Source organism: Polaribacter atrinae, from assembly GCF_038023995.1.
In the GTDB taxonomy this organism is placed as follows: Bacteria; Bacteroidota; Bacteroidia; order Flavobacteriales; family Flavobacteriaceae; genus Polaribacter; species Polaribacter atrinae.
On the sequence record NZ_CP150660.1, the window covers coordinates 3412805 to 3431515 of the forward strand.

At 32.9% G+C, this 18711-nt stretch carries 24 protein-coding genes; 21 read left to right on the forward strand and 3 right to left on the reverse strand.

The window, feature by feature from the left end; translation table 11 throughout:
* Positions 1-531 precede the first annotated feature (531 nt).
* From WG945_RS14830 to WG945_RS14840, 3 genes are all read right to left on the reverse strand, one after another.
* A complete protein-coding gene (locus WG945_RS14830; RefSeq protein WP_068451483.1) occupies positions 532-1971 on the reverse strand; it encodes a SusD/RagB family nutrient-binding outer membrane lipoprotein in 1440 nt (479 codons plus the stop codon).
* Between the two features lie 11 nt (positions 1972-1982).
* Positions 1983-5177: a SusC/RagA family TonB-linked outer membrane protein gene (locus WG945_RS14835; RefSeq protein ID WP_068451486.1), complete on the reverse strand. Its 3195-nt coding sequence runs from the start codon at positions 5175-5177 to the stop codon at positions 1983-1985.
* Positions 5178-5341: 164 nt separating this feature from the next.
* Positions 5342-7006, reverse strand: coding sequence for a ShlB/FhaC/HecB family hemolysin secretion/activation protein (locus tag WG945_RS14840; RefSeq protein WP_068451489.1), 1665 nt, complete (start codon positions 7004-7006; stop codon positions 5342-5344).
* A gap of 176 nt (positions 7007-7182) precedes the next feature.
* On the opposite strand from WG945_RS14840, the gene rpsL reads away from it, so the two are divergent.
* The 21 genes from rpsL to rplR all read left to right on the forward strand — a co-directional run bounded on the left by rpsL (position 7183) and on the right by rplR (position 18708).
* Positions 7183-7557 (forward strand): 30S ribosomal protein S12, encoded by a 375-nt coding sequence (rpsL, locus tag WG945_RS14845; protein ID WP_018943587.1) that lies wholly within the window; start codon positions 7183-7185, stop codon positions 7555-7557.
* A gap of 136 nt (positions 7558-7693) precedes the next feature.
* On the forward strand, positions 7694-8173 hold the full coding sequence (gene rpsG, locus WG945_RS14850) for a 30S ribosomal protein S7 (RefSeq protein WP_026775259.1): 480 nt from the start codon (positions 7694-7696) through the stop codon (positions 8171-8173).
* 5 nt (positions 8174-8178) lie between these two features.
* Positions 8179-10296, forward strand: a complete 2118-nt coding sequence (fusA, locus tag WG945_RS14855) for an elongation factor G (protein WP_068451492.1) — start codon at positions 8179-8181, stop codon at positions 10294-10296.
* A gap of 17 nt (positions 10297-10313) precedes the next feature.
* Positions 10314-10619, forward strand: coding sequence for a 30S ribosomal protein S10 (rpsJ, locus tag WG945_RS14860; protein ID WP_004568745.1), 306 nt, complete (start codon positions 10314-10316; stop codon positions 10617-10619).
* Positions 10620-10960: 341 nt separating this feature from the next.
* A complete protein-coding gene (gene rplC / locus WG945_RS14865) occupies positions 10961-11578 on the forward strand; it encodes a 50S ribosomal protein L3 (RefSeq protein WP_068451495.1) in 618 nt (205 codons plus the stop codon).
* Complete coding sequence (rplD, locus tag WG945_RS14870; RefSeq protein WP_068451498.1) at positions 11578-12207, forward strand: 50S ribosomal protein L4; 630 nt, start codon at positions 11578-11580, stop codon at positions 12205-12207. Before rplC ends, rplD begins: the two co-directional genes overlap by 1 nt.
* A gap of 9 nt (positions 12208-12216) precedes the next feature.
* Positions 12217-12507, forward strand: coding sequence for a 50S ribosomal protein L23 (rplW, locus tag WG945_RS14875; RefSeq protein ID WP_068451501.1), 291 nt, complete (start codon positions 12217-12219; stop codon positions 12505-12507).
* Positions 12508-12519: 12 nt separating this feature from the next.
* A complete protein-coding gene (gene rplB / locus WG945_RS14880) occupies positions 12520-13344 on the forward strand; it encodes a 50S ribosomal protein L2 (protein WP_068451505.1) in 825 nt (274 codons plus the stop codon).
* Between the two features lie 6 nt (positions 13345-13350).
* Complete coding sequence (rpsS, locus tag WG945_RS14885) at positions 13351-13629, forward strand: 30S ribosomal protein S19 (protein ID WP_068451508.1); 279 nt, start codon at positions 13351-13353, stop codon at positions 13627-13629.
* 6 nt (positions 13630-13635) lie between these two features.
* Complete coding sequence (gene rplV / locus WG945_RS14890; protein ID WP_068451511.1) at positions 13636-14040, forward strand: 50S ribosomal protein L22; 405 nt, start codon at positions 13636-13638, stop codon at positions 14038-14040.
* Positions 14041-14051: 11 nt separating this feature from the next.
* Positions 14052-14774, forward strand: coding sequence for a 30S ribosomal protein S3 (gene rpsC, locus WG945_RS14895; RefSeq protein ID WP_068451514.1), 723 nt, complete (start codon positions 14052-14054; stop codon positions 14772-14774).
* A gap of 22 nt (positions 14775-14796) precedes the next feature.
* Positions 14797-15228: a 50S ribosomal protein L16 gene (rplP, locus tag WG945_RS14900; RefSeq protein ID WP_068451517.1), complete on the forward strand. Its 432-nt coding sequence runs from the start codon at positions 14797-14799 to the stop codon at positions 15226-15228.
* A gap of 11 nt (positions 15229-15239) precedes the next feature.
* Entirely contained in the window at positions 15240-15431 is a 192-nt protein-coding gene (rpmC, locus tag WG945_RS14905) for a 50S ribosomal protein L29 (RefSeq protein ID WP_068451520.1), read from the forward strand.
* A gap of 20 nt (positions 15432-15451) precedes the next feature.
* Positions 15452-15709 (forward strand): 30S ribosomal protein S17, encoded by a 258-nt coding sequence (rpsQ, locus tag WG945_RS14910; RefSeq protein WP_065320234.1) that lies wholly within the window; start codon positions 15452-15454, stop codon positions 15707-15709.
* Between the two features lies 1 nt (position 15710).
* Positions 15711-16079: a 50S ribosomal protein L14 gene (rplN, locus tag WG945_RS14915; RefSeq protein WP_068451523.1), complete on the forward strand. Its 369-nt coding sequence runs from the start codon at positions 15711-15713 to the stop codon at positions 16077-16079.
* A gap of 13 nt (positions 16080-16092) precedes the next feature.
* Positions 16093-16395, forward strand: a complete 303-nt coding sequence (rplX, locus tag WG945_RS14920; protein ID WP_068451526.1) for a 50S ribosomal protein L24 — start codon at positions 16093-16095, stop codon at positions 16393-16395.
* An 8-nt stretch (positions 16396-16403) separates the two neighbouring features.
* Positions 16404-16955, forward strand: a complete 552-nt coding sequence (rplE, locus tag WG945_RS14925) for a 50S ribosomal protein L5 (RefSeq protein WP_068451529.1) — start codon at positions 16404-16406, stop codon at positions 16953-16955.
* 3 nt (positions 16956-16958) lie between these two features.
* Positions 16959-17228 (forward strand): 30S ribosomal protein S14, encoded by a 270-nt coding sequence (gene rpsN, locus WG945_RS14930; protein WP_068451532.1) that lies wholly within the window; start codon positions 16959-16961, stop codon positions 17226-17228.
* Between the two features lie 164 nt (positions 17229-17392).
* The gene (gene rpsH, locus WG945_RS14935; RefSeq protein ID WP_068451535.1) at positions 17393-17791 is read left to right on the forward strand and encodes a 30S ribosomal protein S8; all 399 of its coding nucleotides are present in this window, start codon (positions 17393-17395) and stop codon (positions 17789-17791) included.
* 9 nt (positions 17792-17800) lie between these two features.
* Positions 17801-18346, forward strand: a complete 546-nt coding sequence (rplF, locus tag WG945_RS14940; protein WP_068451538.1) for a 50S ribosomal protein L6 — start codon at positions 17801-17803, stop codon at positions 18344-18346.
* 11 nt (positions 18347-18357) lie between these two features.
* Positions 18358-18708 carry a 50S ribosomal protein L18 gene (rplR, locus tag WG945_RS14945; RefSeq protein ID WP_068451541.1) on the forward strand — a complete coding sequence of 117 codons (351 nt, stop codon included), beginning with the start codon at positions 18358-18360 and terminating at the stop codon, positions 18706-18708.
* Positions 18709-18711 lie beyond the last annotated feature (3 nt).

Here is an 18711-nt window from a genome sequence, read left to right on the forward strand (position 1 = left end):
TTCTTTTTTAAGGGGTTCTATTTTTATTTTATCTAAAATACTCTTTCTTTTTTCTTGTATTTTGTAATAAAAATAATATAAACTTTATTTATTTTTTTTATTTAAAATCTTTCGGAGTTAAGAATAATTGAGTGATTTTAATGTTTTTGCAATATAATATTTATTCATATCTCGATATGGTTGAATTATCTGTAATGGGTTCTTCTTTTTTGTATTGTAAGTGGTTGTTTTTTTTATCAGTTATGATTCTTTTGATAAAAAAAAGACCTCTTAAATAGAGGTGGTTTGTTCAAGTAAAAACGATTTTTAACGTTATTATTTCTGTTGATGTTTTTTTAAGGTTCTAGAATAATTTGTATTCCTTTGTAATTATCTTATATGTTAACATAATTTGGTTTAGCGACTTTTTTTATTTAGATAAACGAAATATGTATTAGTTTTAGCTAAAGTCTGTTTTTTTAAAAGATTTTTCTATGGTATAAAAAAAAGACTACCTTTTCAGATAGTCTTTTTCTTTTAGTGTGTTTGATGTTAGTTTCCTACACCTGTAATATCCCAAAATACGCGAGAAGATTTATTATCACCTCCCATTGCACTGCTTGCAGCAGCATAATTATCTGGGTTAAGATCTTTATCGTCGTTTCCATACAAGTATCTTCTTGGTACAGCTTCGTTAGAAATTGAAGGACGAGTAAAAGTATTAGGGTAGTCTAATATTCTCCATGAACTCCAAGCTTCAAATCCTCTTCCGTAAAGTGCTATGTATTTTTGATTACCAATAACTTCTTTCCAAGAAGAACCAGAAGTTGTATACGCAACAGTTGCTTGTGCTAAATATGTGTCAGCCTCTGCTTGTGTTCCTCCCCAATAGATAATTGAAGCAGAAATAGCTGCATTGTAATAAGTTTCTGCACTACCAGTTATAAGGCCTCTTTCTACAGCTTCTGCTAATAAAAATTGAACTTCATCATAACTTAAAAGTACTCCTTCTAAGTCTGGTTGATGCCATGCGTCACCAATATGTGTAAAGTCTGTGTAAGAACTTCCTACACCGTAAGGCGCTCCGATATATGGTGTTTTGTTATCTGCTAAATAAGTTGAAGCTCTTGGGTCGTTTAATGGACTTATTAAATCTACAAAGGTATCAGCTACTAAAAAATCATCACGACCAGATTGTACTAAGTCAACCCAAATTGAATTTGTATTTGGGCTTGTTGTTTCAAAAGCAAAAGCAAAATTATCATCATTAGATGCAAATAATCCACCTGAAACGGCAGCAGAAGCTATTGTGCTTGCTTTAGCGTTATTGTAATCTGCAATTCTAAGTGCCATTCTTAATTTTAAAGAATTACCAAATTTTTTCCACTTTGCAGTTGATCCTCCATAAACGATATCGGCATCACCAAAAGTTTCTGTACCTGCGTTTAAGTTAGTTAAGCTTGCGTCTAAGCGAGTGAATAAATCTGTGTATATGTCTTCATCATTATCGTATACAGGTATAATATTATTTACTCCCATTAAAGCTTCTGTGTAAGGAATATCTCCATATACGTCTACTAAAACACTCCAGGTATAAACTTCCATAAGTCCAATTACTCCTAATTGAGCAGATTTTGTTCCTGCATCTAAAAATTCATCTGCATCAAGAATGTCTCTTGCTGCTTGTAAGTCGATTAAAACGTCTCTATATAAGTAAGTTGAAAAACCACCACCTATATCTCTTCCTCTAATATCGTAGTTTACTTCGTCTGTATATTGTGTTTCTGTCCGGTATTGAGCGAAAAACTTAAATATGTTGTAGTTTACATTAGGACTAGACATCCTATAGAATAAATCTTTTTGAGTACTAGTTACCAAATATGATGCTGGTACTTCACTTGGGTTTTTATCATCGACATTCCATCCTTCAAAATCTTCACATGAAGAAAATGTGATCCCTATCAATAATGCTATTAAAAATATTTTTTTCATCGTTTGTTTTTTTAAAATTGAAGTTTAACACTAAATCCATAATCTTTTGTTGTTGGATAAACACCAGATTGATAACCTTGTACATTACCAGAGCTTAAACCTGCTTCAGGGTCTGCGTATGGTAAACTTTTGTCAATAATCCATAAGTTTCTACCAATTAAAGAAAAAGTAGCTCCTTTAAAAAATGAATTACCTAATTGTTCTTGAGATAGAGAGTAAGATACAGATAATTCTCTTAATTTAACAAAACCTGCATCGTATACGTGAAGTGCATTTGGTGCTCTTTTATACCCCAATGCGTTATTAAAATTACTCATGTCAGTTCTTAAGGTATTAACGGTTCCATCAGAGGTAGCATTTCCGTCTGAATCTGTACCAGTTTGTATAACTCCTGGTAAAACAATACCTCCACTATCATTACCAGATGTTAAAGCATCCCTTTTTGGGTTGCCTAATTCATTAAGTCCAGCTGTTTCAGGATATAATCCAGTAGCCATACCATACCAAGTATCTAAAGAAAATACATTACCTCCTTTTTTAATATCAATTAAAAAGCTTAAAGAGAAGTTTTTGTAGGTAAATGAGTTATTTATACCACCTTTCCAATCTGGTTGAAAAGATCCAAGATTTTCATCTGAACTTTGACTTACTGCATAAGCACCTGATGTTGCGTCAATAATTTTATTCCCGTTGTCGTCAAATACAAAATTAGTACCTCTAATCATACCGTAAGTATCTCCTACTGTTGCGTTTATAGATACTCCACCTTGTAAGCTAGCTAATTGAAGGTTTTTTAAATCTGCAGGAAGTGCTATTACTTTACTTACGTTTTTCCCCCAGTTTAAATCAACTCTCCATTCAAAGTCTTCTGTTTTTATTGGAGAACCGTATAAAGATAATTCAACACCTTTATTTTCAATTTCTCCAGCGTTTAACCATTGTCCAGTATATCCTATAGCAGGAGTAACAGATATTGGTGTAAGTAAATCTTTAGATGTTTTATTGTATAGAGAGAAGTCAAAACCTAATCTTCTTTTTGCAAACATCATTTCTAACCCTATTTCTGTTTCAGTAGACTCTTCATTTTTTAGGTTAGAGTTGTTATTTGTTGATGGTAAAGAAGCAGATGCTTGTCCTTGTACAGGTGTGTTTAATCCGAATGTGTTGTAAAGTGATAATGGAGAAGCAGCATTACCTGTTTTTGCATATCCAATTCTTAGTTTACCTAAGTTCATAAAGTTAGACTCTACTAGTTCAGAGAATAAGAAACTTCCTGATAAACCATAATAATCATATTGATTATCATCTGTTGGAAGGGGAGAGGCTATGTCTAATCTATAAGATCCTTCAAGGAATAAGAAATTTTGATATTCTAAAGATACATTTGCAAAATATCCATCAACTCCAGATTTATATTCATATTGTCCTGGAGCTTCTAGAGCGTTAGCAGAGTTTGATAAAGACCAAAGTCCATCAATATTAATTCCACCGTTAGTTTCTGCATCTACATAAGAGTAATGATTTCTTTGGATATTTGTTCCTAAAATAGCTTTTAAGTTTAAGTCTTCCGTAAGGTCTTTGTCAAAATGTAGCTGTAAATCATAGGTGTTTTGTGTATATGATTCAGTAAAAATACCGTAAGAGGAAGGTAGACTTGTACTACCATTATTAATACGCTCTTCTTGGTTTCCAGAATAAGTGTCAATAGAAGCTCTGGCAAAAACATTTAAATAATCGTTAATTTCATAGTTTAAATTAACATTACCTATAACTCTATTTCTTACGTCAGTTTCATAATTGTTGTCACGCATCCAATAAACGTTGTCGTGGTAAATAGCGTGTAAATCTTCATCAATATAACTTGTATTCCAAGTTGCGTTCTCTCCAGTTGCAAGGTAGGCTGCTTTTTGATCTTTTAAATCTACATTTGTTTGCCACCATTGTCTAGCTGTTTGCATAAAGTTTTGAGAATCATATCCTGTTCCATAACGTCCTTTACCGGTTGTTTTGTTGAAAGAAACACTAGATGCTGCCGTAAGTTTTTCTGTAAGTTTGTATGATGCAGAAAAATCAACATTATCTCTTATTATTTCACTATTAGGCATTATTCCTTTAATGCTTGCTTTTGAATAACCTAGCTTAAAAGTACCTTTATCGCTACCACCATCTAAAAAGACACTGTTAAATACTGTTGTTCCTGTTTCAAATACAGAAGAAGGATCGTTTTTACCAGCCTCCCAAGGAGTTGCTATTCCGTAACCATCTAATGAAGGATAGAAAGAATCCCATTGTCTTACTAGTGTATTTGAGTCATATGCAGCTCCATAAGATCCATTCCAATCAGCTAATGTATAGTTTTCTCCATTTTTAACGTAAAAATCGTCATGATAATTACCAATCCAATATCCTGCTCCATATTCATCTTGGTAAGTTGCAAAAGTATCTGCATTATATTTATTAAATGTTATTGATGAATTCACGGTAACTCCAATAGATCCATCAGTGTCTTTACCTTTTTTAGTTGTTATAACAATAACTCCATTTGCAGCTTGAGACCCGTAAAGAGCAGTTGCGGCACCACCTTTTAGTATGTTTATAGACTCTATGTTATCAGGGTTAATGTCTGCGGCAGCGTTTCCATAATCGTAGCCAGCTCCACCTGTTCGTTGGTCTGCGGAGTTTGAGTTATTGTTACTAATTGGTACGCCATCTACTACAAATAATGCTTGGTTAGATCCGTATAAAGAAGAATAACCACGGATTACAACATTTGTAGATCCACCCATTGTTCCACTTCCAGAAACATCAATACCGGCAACTTTACCTGATAAAGAGTTTGCGAAGTTTACGTCTTTAATTGCACTTACTTCATCTCCTTTAACTTCTTGAGAGGTGTAACCTAAAGATTTTTTCTCTCTTTTAATACCTAAGGCAGTTACAACAATTTCATCTAGAACGCTAGCGTCCTCTGTCATTGTAATATCAATGGTTGCGGAATTGCCAACAGTTTTTTGAATAGTTTTGTAGCCAACATAGCTAAAACTTAATACATCGCCTTGTTTTACATTAATAGAATACTTTCCGTTAAAGTCAGTTTGAGTTCCATTGTTTGTGCCTTTAATTGCTACACTTACTCCGGGTAGTGTGCCAGACGAGTCTGATACGGTTCCAGAAACCTTCTTTTCCTGCGCAAAAGATATTTGCATCAGAAACGCTAATAGTAGCGTTAAAAATCCTTTAAACTTTGTTTTTATTATTATTGATATTTGAATTATTTAACCCAAATATCAATATTTATTATCAATTACGCAATTGTTTTTCTTAAAAAATGTTAAAAAATGAGTGATAAATGTTAATTTCTCTAAAATAATTAAAAATAATTTATCCAGTTTATTGTTAGTTTTATGCTGTTAAGGTCTATTTTTTGTTGGCTAGTTTTTCCTGTAGAAAGATTTATATTTATTTGTGATTTGTTTGTATTAAATAAATATCCTAAGCCTAATCCTATTAGATCTTCGTTTTTAGGATTTAAGTTTGCTTTTCCGAAGTCTGTGATGGTGTATAAATAAGATTTCTCTGATGTTAGGTATCTGTATTCTAGATTTACAAATGTGTAGTTGTGTGTAAATATACTTTGTTCATTAAAGCCTCTTATAGAGTTTGCTCCTCCAATTCTAAAAAGTTCATTGTTAAGGTAAGAATCAGAATTTAAATAACCTGTTTTGTTTTTGATAAAAATACTGTTGCGTGAGTTTAAATCCCATAAATAAGAAATTGTAGCTTCGATTTTAAATTGGCTTGTTTCTTCTTTTGATGTTTTCCTGTTTCCGAAACTAGGATTTACGTCTAAGTGAAATTTATTACTCAAAAAAAAGTCATTTTTAGGGACACTGTATTTTAATTGTAAGCCTAAAAAGTAATTACTAAAGGTTTCTATGTTGTTGGATAAGTTTTCTTTTAGGTTTTCTGATTTTTCAGAATTTAGTGTGAGGGCAAGTTTAATTTTAGAATTGATGTGGTAGGAAATGCGAGAATCAAATTTCGAGTTTAGAAATGTAGAATCTTGTTTGTAGATAGAGAAAGTTAATTCTGGGCTAAATCTAGAGTTAAAAATGTAGGGTATTTCTGTGTTTAATTTTAATTCTTGTTTTTCTTCACCTATACTATTCCAAAATAAACCAAATTTTTCCCCTGTATTTAGAATGTTGTTTAGTTGTATTTCTAAATTTCCGTTAAACAATAATTCTCCATCTTCTTTTGAGGCAAAACCTATAATTCCATCAAAACTGCTGTTTTGATGTTTTTTTAAATACATATATAATAATGTAGAGTCTTTTGTGAATAAAACTTCTGGAGTTTTAATTTCTTTTATGAAATCTAAATTTTTAGAAGCGTCAGATATTTCTAAAATTTTTTGTTGATTAAATATGTCTGTATGTTTTATGTTGAAGTAGTTTTTTAAATATGACCTAGGGAAGTCTTCATACTCTTTAATGATTATTTTATTAATGATTCTTTTCTTAGATGGTATTATTTCTAATTTGGCAAATAGGGAATTTTTTTTGATTAGGATGTTTTTTAGTTGCATTTTAGAAAAGGATTTTCCTTCTGTGTCTAATTTTTTAGAGATTTTTAATAGTGTCTTTTGTAGTTCTTCTATAGGGATGGAGAATGTGTTTTCTTTTGTTTTAAATTTTTCTAAATAAAACTCATATTCTTTATTTGTTGTTATAATAGCGTTGTCTATTTTATTTTTAAGATTAAAATAAGCAATGTATTCTTCATTTGTTTTTTTTATGCTATCTACTGTATTAGTAAAATAACCTATATTCTTTAAGTATTCAGAAATTCTATTAACTTCTATTTTAAGTAAAATTGTGTCTTTATGTTTTTTTCGATAATTAATTGTGCTTAAAATTTCTGTATCTGTTGTTTTTAAAGCTTTTAATTTTAAGGAAAAATCTTGTGCGAGCGTTCCTGTGCTAGAGAGTAGGATGAAAATTAGGGATATGTAATGCAGTTTTTTTCTTTTCAAAATGGATAATATAGGTCATTCAAAAGTAATTTAAAATCATAAATTTTAATATAAAAATCAAGAATAAGAAAAAATAACTTGCTGATTCTTGAATAATTAGAAAATAATTGTACATTTGCGGACTCTTAAAAAAGAGTAAAGGTTTAATTATAAACGAAAAACAGTAATAATTTAGTATGCCAACTATTCAACAATTAGTTCGTAAAGGAAGAACCAAAATAACTAAGAAGAGTAAATCGGCTGCTTTGTCGTCTTGTCCTCAAAGACGTGGAGTGTGTACTCGTGTTTATACTACAACACCAAAGAAACCTAATTCAGCAATGCGTAAAGTTGCCAGAGTTAGATTGACAAATGGTAATGAGATAAACGCATACATCCCAGGTGAAGGACATAACTTACAAGAGCACTCGATAGTATTAGTTAGAGGTGGAAGGGTAAAAGATTTACCAGGTGTTAAATATCACGTAGTACGTGGTGCATTAGATACAGCGGGAGTTGAGGGTAGAACCCAAAGACGTTCAAAGTATGGTGCAAAACGCCCAAAGAAGTAAGAGTTATCGGTAAAGAGTTGTAACGCTTTAAGATGGTAGTTAAATGTTTGAGGTTTTCTTAAGCTTTTTACTATTGTTTTGATGTTTTATGACGAAGAGCTAATAACAAATTAATTAACTTTTTTAATGTAAAGACATGAGAAAAAGAGCAGCAAAAAAAAGAGTCTTATTACCGGATCCTAAATTTAATGATCAGTTAGTAACACGTTTTGTGAATAACTTAATGTGGAGCGGTAAGAAGTCTGTAGCGTTTAAAGTGTTTTATGACGCTTTAGAGCTAGTAGAAGAAAGAAAAGGAGAAGGCGAAGAGAAGTCGGCTTTAGAAATTTGGAAAGATGGTTTATCTAATGTTATGCCTCACGTAGAAGTAAGATCTCGTCGTGTTGGTGGTGCAACATTCCAAATACCAATGCAAATTAGACCAGACCGTAAGGTTTCTATGGCTATTAAATGGATGATTTTATATACTCGTAAGAGAAATGAGAAAACCATGGCACAGCGTTTAGCAGCAGAAATTTTAGCAGCAGCTAAAGAAGAAGGTGCAGCGGTAAAAAAACGTACTGATACTCACAAAATGGCAGAGGCTAATAAAGCTTTCTCTCACTTCAGATTTTAATAGAAATGGCTAGAGATTTAAGATTAACAAGAAATATTGGTATTGCAGCTCATATTGATGCTGGTAAAACCACAACAACAGAACGTATCTTGTTCTATACAGGTGTTTCTCATAAGTTAGGAGAAGTACATGATGGAGCAGCTACGATGGACTGGATGGAGCAAGAGCAGGAAAGAGGTATTACAATTACTTCTGCTGCAACTACTTGTGAATGGGATTTCCCAAAGGAAAATGCAGAGCCTACTCCAGAAACACAAGCATACCATTTTAATATTATTGATACTCCTGGTCACGTAGATTTTACTGTAGAAGTAAATAGATCTTTACGTGTATTAGATGGGTTAGTATTCTTATTTTCAGCAGTTGATGGTGTAGAGCCACAATCTGAAACTAACTGGAGATTAGCTGATAACTATAAAGTACCTAGAATTGGATTCGTTAATAAGATGGATCGTCAAGGATCTGACTTCTTAAAGGTTTGTCAACAGGTAAAAGATATGTTAAAGTCTAACGCAGTGCCAATTGTTTTGAATATTGGTGATGAGGATGAATTTAAAGGTATTGTAGATTTAGTAAAAAACAGAGCTATTGTATGGCATGATGATAACTTCGGAGCTACCTTTGATGTTGTTGCTATTCCAGAAAACATGAAAGATGAAGTACGTAAATATCGTGCTTTATTAATCGAAGAAGTAGCTAGTTATGATGAGAACTTATTAGAAAAATTCATGGAAGATGAAGATTCTATTACAGAAGACGAAGTGCACAATGCATTAAGAGCTGCTGTTATGGATATGGCTATCATTCCAATGGTTTGTGGTTCTTCATTTAAAAATAAAGGTGTTCAGTTTCTTTTAGATGCTGTATGTCGTTACTTGCCTTCTCCAATGGATAAGGAAGGTATTGTTGGTGTAAACCCAGAAACAGAAGAAAAAGAATTACGTAAACCTAGTGTAAAGGAGCCTTTTGCTGCTTTAGCGTTTAAAATTGCTACAGATCCTTTTGTTGGTCGTTTAGCATTTTTTAGAGCATATTCTGGTCGTTTAGATGCAGGTTCTTATGTTTTAAATAACCGTTCAGGTAAAAAAGAACGTATTTCTCGTATCTATCAAATGCATGCTAATAAGCAAAATGCAATTGATTATATTGAAGCTGGAGATATTGGTGCTGCTGTAGGTTTTAAATCTATTAAAACAGGAGATACTTTAACAGCTGAAAAATTCCCTCTTGTATTAGAGTCTATGGATTTTCCAGACCCTGTAATTGGTATTGCTATTGAGCCTAAAACAAAAGCTGATGTAGATAAATTAGGTGTTGGACTTGCTAAATTAGCAGAAGAAGACCCTACGTTTACTGTACGTTCAGACGAAGCTTCAGGACAGACTATTATTTCTGGAATGGGAGAGTTACATTTAGATGTACTTGTAGATCGTTTAAAACGTGAGTTTAAGGTAGAAGTTAACCAAGGACAACCACAAGTAGAATATAAAGAGGCTATTACTGCAGAAGCAGAGCATAGAGAGATTTATAAGAAACAATCTGGTGGACGTGGTAAATTTGCAGATATAGTATTTACTATTGGACCTGCAGATGAAGGTGTTCAAGGTTTACAGTTTGAATCTGTTATTAAAGGTGGAAATGTACCTAGAGAATTTGTTCCTTCTGTAGAGAAAGGATTTAAAGAAGCTATGAAAAACGGTCCTTTAGCAGGTTATGAAATGGACTCAATGAAAGTTACTTTAAGAGATGGGTCTTTCCACGCAGTGGATTCTGATGCATTATCTTTTGAATTAGCAGCTAAAATGGGTTATAAAGCTTCTGCAAAATCTGCAAAAGCAAAAATTATGGAGCCATTAATGAAATTAGAAGTGTTAACTCCAGAGGAGAACATGGGTGATATCGTTGGTGATTTAAATAGAAGAAGAGGTCAGGTTAGCGACATGAGCGATCGTAATGGATCTAAAGTTGTTAAGGCTTTAGTACCGTTATCTGAAATGTTTGGTTACGTTACTACTTTAAGAACAATGTCTTCTGGTAGAGCAACTTCTACTATGGAATTTTCACATTATGCAGAAACTCCTTCAAATGTATCTGAAGATGTTATAGCTAAATCTAAAGGTTAATCTCTAAATAATATAAGATGAGTCAAAAAATTAGAATTAAATTAAAGTCTTACGATTACAATTTAGTAGATAAATCTGCTGAAAAAATTGTAAAGACGGTAAAAAGTACTGGAGCTGTTGTAAACGGGCCAATACCATTACCAACACATAAAAAGATTTTTACTGTATTACGTTCTCCACACGTAAACAAGAAATCTAGAGAGCAATTTCAATTAGCTTCTTACAAAAGATTATTAGACATTTATAGTTCTTCTTCGAAAACTATTGATGCTTTAATGAAACTTGAGTTACCAAGTGGTGTTGAAGTTGAAATTAAAGTTTAATTAGACTTTAATAGAATGTTCTTATTTAGGTAAGAATCTCTAAAAAAAAAGTAATTTTATATTAACTTTCGGTTTAATTTTGTTAAACCGAAAGTTTTTTATACTTTTGCAACCCGAATTAGAGTAGGGTGAGGCTGTTTTTTGATTAATTTTAGAAAATAGTAACATGTCCAGAGCGTTTCGCGAAGGAAAAACGGAAAAACAAAATCAGCGTTGAATTTGTTTGCGCTGTTTTTTTTGGTTGAAATTTAAAGGGCGAAAATGAAACAATTGTTTCGAAAAATAAATTATTAATATAGACGCGCTGGATAATTAAATCTATCGTCTAAAATTTTAACTAAATGTCTGGGTTAATAGGAAGAAAGATTGGGATGACCAGCTTATTCGATGAGAACGGGAAGAATATTCCTTGTACTGTAATCGAAGCAGGTCCTTGCGTTGTCACTCAGGTCAGAACCGAAGAGGTTGACGGCTATAGTGCGTTACAGCTTGGTTTCGATGACAAAAAAGCAAAAAGTTCTAACAAAGCGTTAGATGGCCACTTTAAAAAAGCTGGTACCACTGCTAAAAGAAAAGTCGTTGAATTCCAAGGGTTTGAAGAACAATTTAAATTAGGAGATTCTATTACAGTAGAACACTTTGAAGAAGGCGAATTCGTCGATGTATCTGGTGTTTCTAAAGGTAAGGGTTTTCAAGGTGTTGTAAAACGTCATGGTTTTGGTGGTGTAGGTCAAGCTACTCACGGACAGCATAACCGTTTAAGAGCTCCGGGTTCTATTGGTGCTGCGTCATATCCTGCAAGAGTATTCAAAGGAATGCGAATGGGAGGCCGTATGGGTGGAGATAAAGTGAAAGTACAAAACTTAAGAGTATTAAAAGTAGTTGCTGAAAAGAACTTACTTGTTGTTAAAGGAGCTATTCCTGGACACAAAAATGCTTTTGTAACTATTCAGAAATAATGGAAGTAGCAGTTTTAGATATTACAGGAAAAGATACAGGTAGAAAGGTTGAGCTTTCTAAAGATGTATTTGGAATAGAACCCAACGATCATGCAATTTATTTAGATGTAAAGCAGTATTTGGCTAACCAACGTCAAGGAACGCATAAATCTAAAGAAAGAGCAGAAATTACTGGTTCTACAAGAAAGATAAAAAAACAAAAAGGAACTGGTACTGCAAGAGCAGGTTCTATCAAGTCTGGTGTTTTTAGAGGTGGAGGTCGTATGTTCGGTCCAAGACCAAGAAGTTATTCTTTTAAATTGAATAAAAACTTAAAGCGTTTAGCACGTAAGTCTGCTTTAAGTATTCAAGCAACTGATAATAACTTAGTAGTTATTGAAGATTTTGAATTTGATAGTCCAAAAACAAAAAACTTTACAAACTTATTAAGTGCATTAGCTTTAGATGCTAGAAGATCTTTATTTGTTTTGAACGGATTAAATACTAATGTGTATTTGTCTTCTAGAAACTTAAAAGGTTCTACAGTAATAAACGCTTCAGATTTAAATACTTATGGTATTTTAAATGCAAGTAAGATTGTGATTACTGAAGGTTCTTTAGAAGGAATTAATACAAATTTAACCAAATAGGGATTCATAATGAGTATTTTAATAAAACCTATTATCACGGAAAAAGCAACAAATGACAGCGAATTATATAATCGCTTTACATTTATTGTAGATAAAAAAGCTAATAAATTAGAAATCAAAGGAGCTGTAGAAGCAACTTACGGTATTTCTATTTTAAGCGTTAAGACTTTAAATTATCCAATTCAAAGAAATACTAAGTTTACTAAAAAAGGTTTAGTTACAGGTATTAAAAGTGGGTACAAGAAGGCTATCGTTCAAGTAGCAGAAGGAGAAAGCATTGATTTTTATAACAATCTTTAAGAAAAGACAAAAATGTCAGTTAGAAAATTAAAACCAATAACACCAGGTCAGCGTTTTAGAGTTGTAAATGGGTTCGACACCATAACAACTGATAAGCCGGAGAAAAGTTTACTTGCTCCGAAAAAACGATCTGGAGGTCGAAACAGTCAGGGTAGAATGACAACACGTAACATAGGTGGTGGTCATAAACAAAGATACCGTATTATCGATTTTAAAAGAGATAAAGCAGGTATTCCCGCAACAGTAAAAACTATAGAGTACGATCCAAATCGTACTGCATTTATTGCTTTACTTAGTTATGCTGATGGAGAAAAGCGTTATGTGATTGCACAAAACGGTTTAACAGTAGGTCAAACAATTGTAGCAGGTAGTGCTATTGCACCAGAAATTGGTAATGCAATGTCATTAAGTGAAATTCCTTTAGGAACTGCAATTTCTTGTATAGAATTACGTCCTGGTCAAGGTGCTGTAATGGCGCGTTCTGCTGGTTCTTTTGCTCAGTTAATGGCAAGAGATGGTAAGTATGCGACAGTTAAGTTACCTTCTGGTGAAACAAGATTAATCTTGTTAACATGTATGGCAACTATTGGAGTTGTATCTAATTCAGATCATCAATTATTAGTATCTGGTAAAGCAGGTAGAAGAAGATGGTTAGGTAGAAGACCAAGAGTTAATGCAGTAAGAATGAACCCAGTCGATCACCCAATGGGTGGTGGTGAAGGTCGTGCTTCTGGAGGTCATCCAAGATCTAGAAATGGTATTCCTGCTAAAGGATTTAAAACTAGATCTAAGACTAAAGCTAGTAATAAGTACATTTTAGAACGTAGAAAGAAATAATAAGTTATGGCAAGATCATTAAAGAAAGGACCTTACGTTCACTATAAATTAGAGAAAAAAGTGTTAGCTAATGTAGAGGCTGGTAGCAAAACTGTAATTAAAACTTGGTCTAGAGCAAGTATGATTACTCCAGATTTTGTAGGACAAACTATTGCTGTTCATAATGGACGTCAGTTTGTACCAGTTTTTGTTACAGAAAACATGGTAGGGCATAAATTAGGCGAATTTTCACCAACTCGTTCTTTTAGAGGACACGCTGGTGCAAAAAATAAAGGAAAAAAATAGTAGGATATGGGAGTTCGTAAAAAAAACATGGCAGATCAGTTAAAAGCAGATAGAAAGCAACGTGCTTTCGCGAAGCTTACTAACTGTCCTACATCACCGAGAAAAATGCGTTTAGTCGCAGATCAGATAAGAGGAGTTGAAGTTGAGAAAGCTTTACAAATCTTAAAATTTAGCCCAAAAGAAGCTTCAATTAATTTAGAGAAATTGTTGTTGTCTGCAATTGCAAACTGGCAAGCTAAAAATGAAGAAGCATCTATAGAAGACGCTAAATTATTTGTAAAAACAATTTGTGTTGATAGCGCAGGAATGTTAAAGAGATTAAGACCAGCTCCACAAGGTCGTGCACATAGAATTCGTAAGCGTTCTAATCACGTTACTTTAGAGTTAGGTAGTAAAAATTTAAGCAATTAATCAAAGTAGAAATGGGACAAAAAACTAATCCAATAGGAAATCGTTTAGGAATCATCAGAGGTTGGGAATCTAACTGGTACGGTGGTAATGACTACGGAGATAAAATAGCAGAAGATTTTAAAATAAGACAGTATGTAAATGCTAGATTATTTAAAGCAAGTGTTTCTAGAGTAATTATAGAGCGTACTTTAAAACTTGTAACCGTTACTATCACTACTGCACGTCCAGGTATCATTATTGGTAAAGGAGGTCAAGAGGTAGACAAGTTAAAAGAAGAGCTTAAAAAAATTACAGGTAAAGAAGTTCAAATTAATATTTTTGAAATTAAACGTCCAGAATTAGATGCAAAATTAGTTGCAGTTAGTGTTGCTCGTCAAATTGAAAATAGAATTTCATACAAGAGAGCTACTAAGATGGCTATACAAGCTACAATGCGTATGAACGCTGAAGGAATTAAAATTCAAATTTCAGGTCGTTTAAACGGAGCTGAAATGGCACGTTCAGAGCATTATAAAGAAGGAAGAATTCCTCTTTCTACTTTTAGAGCTGATATTGATTACGCACTTGTTGAAGCTCATACACAATACGGAAGATTAGGTATTAAAGTATGGATTATGAAGGGTGAGGTTTATGGAAAAAGAGAATTATCTCCATTAGTTGGCTTGTCTAAAAAACAAGGTGGTAATAAAGGTGGTGATAGATCTAAACGTCAACAACCTCGTAAAAGAAAATAATTTTTAAAATTAGAAATTAAAAATGTTACAGCCAAAAAGAGTAAAATACCGTAAGGTACAGAAGTCGAAAGGAAATATGACTGGTATATCTGGTAGAGGAAATCAGCTTTCTAATGGAATGTTTGGTATCAAATCACTAGATCAGAACTTATTAACTTCTCGTCAAATAGAAGCAGCTCGTATCGCGGCAACTCGTCATATGAAAAGAGAAGGACAGTTATGGATTAAAGTATTTCCAGACAAGCCTATCACTAAGAAACCTTTAGAGGTACGTATGGGTAAGGGTAAAGGAGCACCAGATCATTTTGTTGCAGTTATTAAACCAGGTAGAATTTTGTTTGAAATTGGTGGAGTATCAATGGAAGTAGCAAAAGAAGCTTTACGTTTAGCAGCTCAAAAACTTCCAGTAAAAACGAAGTTTGTAGTAGCAAGAGATTTTGATATTAACGCATAATTCTAAATAAAATGAAACAATCTGAAATAAAAGAATTATCTATAGCTGATCTTAATGAGAAGCTTGGAGCGTTGCAAAAGAATTATACTGATCTTAAAATGGCTCACGCAATCACTCCTTTGGAGAATCCATTGCAGTTGAGAGGTTTAAGAAGAACTGTAGCAAGAATTGCAACAGAATTAACAAAAAGAGAATTACAATAATTCTATAGTCAGTTTTAAAGATGGAAAAAAGAAATCTTAGAAAAGAGAGAATTGGTGTAGTTTCTAGTAACAAAATGGAAAAATCTATTGTTGTTGCAGAAACTAAGAGAGTAAAGCACCCAATGTACGGTAAATTCGTATTAAAAACGAAGAAGTATGTTGCACACGACGAACAGAATGATTGCAACGAAGGAGACACTGTTAGGATCATGGAAACAAGACCTATGAGTAAATCTAAGCGTTGGAGATTAGTAGAAATCCTAGAAAGAGCTAAATAATATGTTACAGACAGAATCAAGATTAAAAGTCGCAGATAACACTGGAGCAAAAGAAGTTTTAGTGATTAGAGTTTTAGGAGGTACAAGAAAACGTTACGCAAGTATTGGAGACAAGATTGTAGTAGCTGTTAAATCTGCAACTCCAAACGGAACTGTAAAAAAAGGTCAAGTATCTAGAGCAGTTGTTGTAAGAACGAAGAAAGAAGTAAGACGTAAAGACGGATCATACATCAGATTTGATGATAACGCTTGTGTACTTTTAAATCCTACAGAGGAAATGAGAGGAACTCGTGTTTTTGGACCTGTTGCACGTGAGCTTCGTGAGAAACAATTCATGAAAATAGTATCATTAGCACCTGAAGTGCTTTAAATCATTATACAAGATGAAGAAGTTCAAATTAAAATCAGGAGATACTGTAAAAGTAATTGCAGGAGATCATAAAGGATCTGAAGGAAAGGTTTTACAAATCATTAAAGAGAAGGATAGAGTTTTAGTAGAAGGTGTAAACTTAGTTTCTAAGCACACTAAACCTAGCGCTCAAAACCCTCAAGGTGGTATTGTAAAGAAAGAAGCTTCACTTCATATATCTAACTTAATGTTAGTAGAAGATGGTGTAGCTGTGAGAGTAGGTTATAAGGTTGATGGAGATACTAAGACTAGAGTCTCTAAAAAAACTAAAAAATAAGAATAATCATGAGTTACGTACCAAGATTAAAAGCAGAATACAAAGAAAGAGTTATAAGTGCTCTTACTGAAGAATTCAGTTATAAGAATGTAATGCAAGTACCAAAATTAGAAAAAATAGTTGTTTCTAAAGGTGTTGGTGCTGCAATTGCAGATAAGAAATTAATAGATTATGCTTTAGAAGAGTTGACTAAAATTACTGGTCAAAAAGCTGTTTCTACAATGTCTAAAAAAGATATTGCTGCATTTAAATTACGTAAAGGAATGCCAATTGGTGTTAAAGTTACTTTACGTGGAGATAAAATGTATGAATTTTTAGATAGATTAGTTACCGCTTCTTTACCTCGTGTAAGAGACTTTAACGGTATAAAAGCTAATGGTTTTGATGGAAGAGGTAATTACAATTTAGGTATTACTGAACAAATCATCTACCCAGAGATTAATATTGATCAAGTTAAAAAAATTAGTGGAATGGATATTACATTTGTAACATCTGCAGCTACTGATAAAGAAGCTAAATCATTATTAGGAGAATTAGGTTTACCATTTAAAAAAAATTAAGAAATGGCTAAAGAATCAATGAAAGCGCGTGAGCGTAAGAGAGCAGCAACAGTTGCAAAATATGCTGAAAAGAGAAAAGCTTTAAAAGAAGCTGGAGACTATGAAGCATTGCAAAAATTACCTAAAAACGCTTCACCAATTAGAATGCATAATAGATGTAAATTAACTGGACGTCCAAAAGGATATATGAGACAATTTGGTTTATCTCGTGTTACTTTTAGAGAAATGGCCAATCAAGGCTTGATACCAGGTGTTAAAAAAGCATCTTGGTAGATAATTTTAAATAAAGCTCAAATATAAAAATAGAATGTGTATCTTTGCACGCTCTATTTTTTTTGAGTATAAGAATTTTAACTGATTATAGGTTCATTTATCACAGAGAAATCTGTAGCATAAATAGAGATATTTGAAAACCGTAATCGCAATTTTATATAAATATGTATACAGATCCAATCGCGGATTTTCTTACCAGAGTAAGAAATGCAATCGCAGCAGGACACAGAGTAGTGGAAATTCCAGCTTCAAACTTGAAGAAGGAAATGACTAAAATTTTGTTTGATCAAGGGTATATTTTAAGCTACCAGTTCAATGACGATAAAGTTCAGGGAACAATTAAGATCGCTTTAAAATACGAAAGAGAAACAAAAGAATCAGTAATTAGAAAGATTCAACGAATCAGTACACCAGGTTTACGTAAATACGTTGGTTCTACAGAGATGCCAAGAGTATTAAATGGACTTGGAATTGCTATTGTTTCTACATCTAAGGGTGTAATGACAAACAAAAAAGCACGTCAAGAGAATGTTGGAGGAGAAGTTTTATGTTACGTTTATTAATCTATAGAAATGAGTAGAATTGGAAAAAATCCTGTTAGCATTTCACAAGGTGTAGATGTTAACGTAAAAGACAATGTTGTAACCGTAAAAGGAAAATTAGGTGAGTTAACTCAAACTATTTCTGAAGGGATTACAGTAAAAATTGAAGATGGAATTATCACTTTAGATAGAGCATCAGAAAGTAAAAACCATAAAGCACAACATGGTTTAATGAGAGCTTTAATCAGTAATATGATTGAAGGTGTGAGTAAAGGTTGGACGAAAGATTTAGAATTGGTAGGTGTAGGTTATAGAGCTTCTAACCAAGGACAAAAATTAGATTTAGCTTTAGGTTTCTCTCATAATATTGTTCTAGAGTTAGCTCCAGAAGTTAAAATTGAAACAATATCTGAGAAAGGGAAAAACCCGATCATTAAATTATCTTCATTTGACAAACAATTAGTTGGTCAAATTGCTGCAAAGATTCGTTCTTTCAGAGCTCCAGAGCCTTATAAAGGTAAAGGTGTGAAGTTTGTTGGTGAAATATTAAGAAGAAAAGCAGGTAAATCTGCATAATATATAGCATTATGGCATTATCAAAGCTACAAAGAAGAGCTAGAATTAAGCGTAGAATTAGAAAGATCGTTTCTGGTACTGCTACTAAACCAAGATTATCGGTTTATAGAAGTAATAAAGAAATATACGCTCAATTAGTAGACGATGTAAATGGAGTAACATTAGCTTCAGCTTCATCTAGAAATAAAGAAATAAACGCAAGTACTAAAATCGAAGCAGCAACAGCAGTTGGTAAATTAATTGCTGATAAAGCTACTAAAGCAGGAGTTGAAACTATTGCTTTCGATAGAAACGGGTATTTATATCACGGTAGAGTTAAAGTATTAGCAGACGCTGCAAGAGAAGCGGGTTTAAAATTTTAAGAA

Coding starts and splice junctions, on each gene's coding strand:
- WG945_RS14830 (WP_068451483.1), bottom strand. CDS start 1,971: ATGAAAAAAATATTTTTAATAGCATTATTGATAGGGATCACATTTTCT.
- WG945_RS14835 (WP_068451486.1), bottom strand. CDS start 5,177: ATGCAAATATCTTTTGCGCAGGAAAAGAAGGTTTCTGGAACCGTATCA.
- rpsL (WP_018943587.1), top strand. CDS start 7,183: ATGCCAACTATTCAACAATTAGTTCGTAAAGGAAGAACCAAAATAACT.
- rpsG (WP_026775259.1), top strand. CDS start 7,694: ATGAGAAAAAGAGCAGCAAAAAAAAGAGTCTTATTACCGGATCCTAAA.
- fusA (WP_068451492.1), top strand. CDS start 8,179: ATGGCTAGAGATTTAAGATTAACAAGAAATATTGGTATTGCAGCTCAT.
- rpsJ (WP_004568745.1), top strand. CDS start 10,314: ATGAGTCAAAAAATTAGAATTAAATTAAAGTCTTACGATTACAATTTA.
- rplC (WP_068451495.1), top strand. CDS start 10,961: ATGTCTGGGTTAATAGGAAGAAAGATTGGGATGACCAGCTTATTCGAT.
- rplD (WP_068451498.1), top strand. CDS start 11,578: ATGGAAGTAGCAGTTTTAGATATTACAGGAAAAGATACAGGTAGAAAG.
- rplW (WP_068451501.1), top strand. CDS start 12,217: ATGAGTATTTTAATAAAACCTATTATCACGGAAAAAGCAACAAATGAC.
- rplB (WP_068451505.1), top strand. CDS start 12,520: ATGTCAGTTAGAAAATTAAAACCAATAACACCAGGTCAGCGTTTTAGA.
- rpsS (WP_068451508.1), top strand. CDS start 13,351: ATGGCAAGATCATTAAAGAAAGGACCTTACGTTCACTATAAATTAGAG.
- rplV (WP_068451511.1), top strand. CDS start 13,636: ATGGGAGTTCGTAAAAAAAACATGGCAGATCAGTTAAAAGCAGATAGA.
- rpsC (WP_068451514.1), top strand. CDS start 14,052: ATGGGACAAAAAACTAATCCAATAGGAAATCGTTTAGGAATCATCAGA.
- rplP (WP_068451517.1), top strand. CDS start 14,797: ATGTTACAGCCAAAAAGAGTAAAATACCGTAAGGTACAGAAGTCGAAA.
- rpmC (WP_068451520.1), top strand. CDS start 15,240: ATGAAACAATCTGAAATAAAAGAATTATCTATAGCTGATCTTAATGAG.
- rpsQ (WP_065320234.1), top strand. CDS start 15,452: ATGGAAAAAAGAAATCTTAGAAAAGAGAGAATTGGTGTAGTTTCTAGT.
- rplN (WP_068451523.1), top strand. CDS start 15,711: ATGTTACAGACAGAATCAAGATTAAAAGTCGCAGATAACACTGGAGCA.
- rplX (WP_068451526.1), top strand. CDS start 16,093: ATGAAGAAGTTCAAATTAAAATCAGGAGATACTGTAAAAGTAATTGCA.
- rplE (WP_068451529.1), top strand. CDS start 16,404: ATGAGTTACGTACCAAGATTAAAAGCAGAATACAAAGAAAGAGTTATA.
- rpsN (WP_068451532.1), top strand. CDS start 16,959: ATGGCTAAAGAATCAATGAAAGCGCGTGAGCGTAAGAGAGCAGCAACA.
- rpsH (WP_068451535.1), top strand. CDS start 17,393: ATGTATACAGATCCAATCGCGGATTTTCTTACCAGAGTAAGAAATGCA.
- rplF (WP_068451538.1), top strand. CDS start 17,801: ATGAGTAGAATTGGAAAAAATCCTGTTAGCATTTCACAAGGTGTAGAT.
- rplR (WP_068451541.1), top strand. CDS start 18,358: ATGGCATTATCAAAGCTACAAAGAAGAGCTAGAATTAAGCGTAGAATT.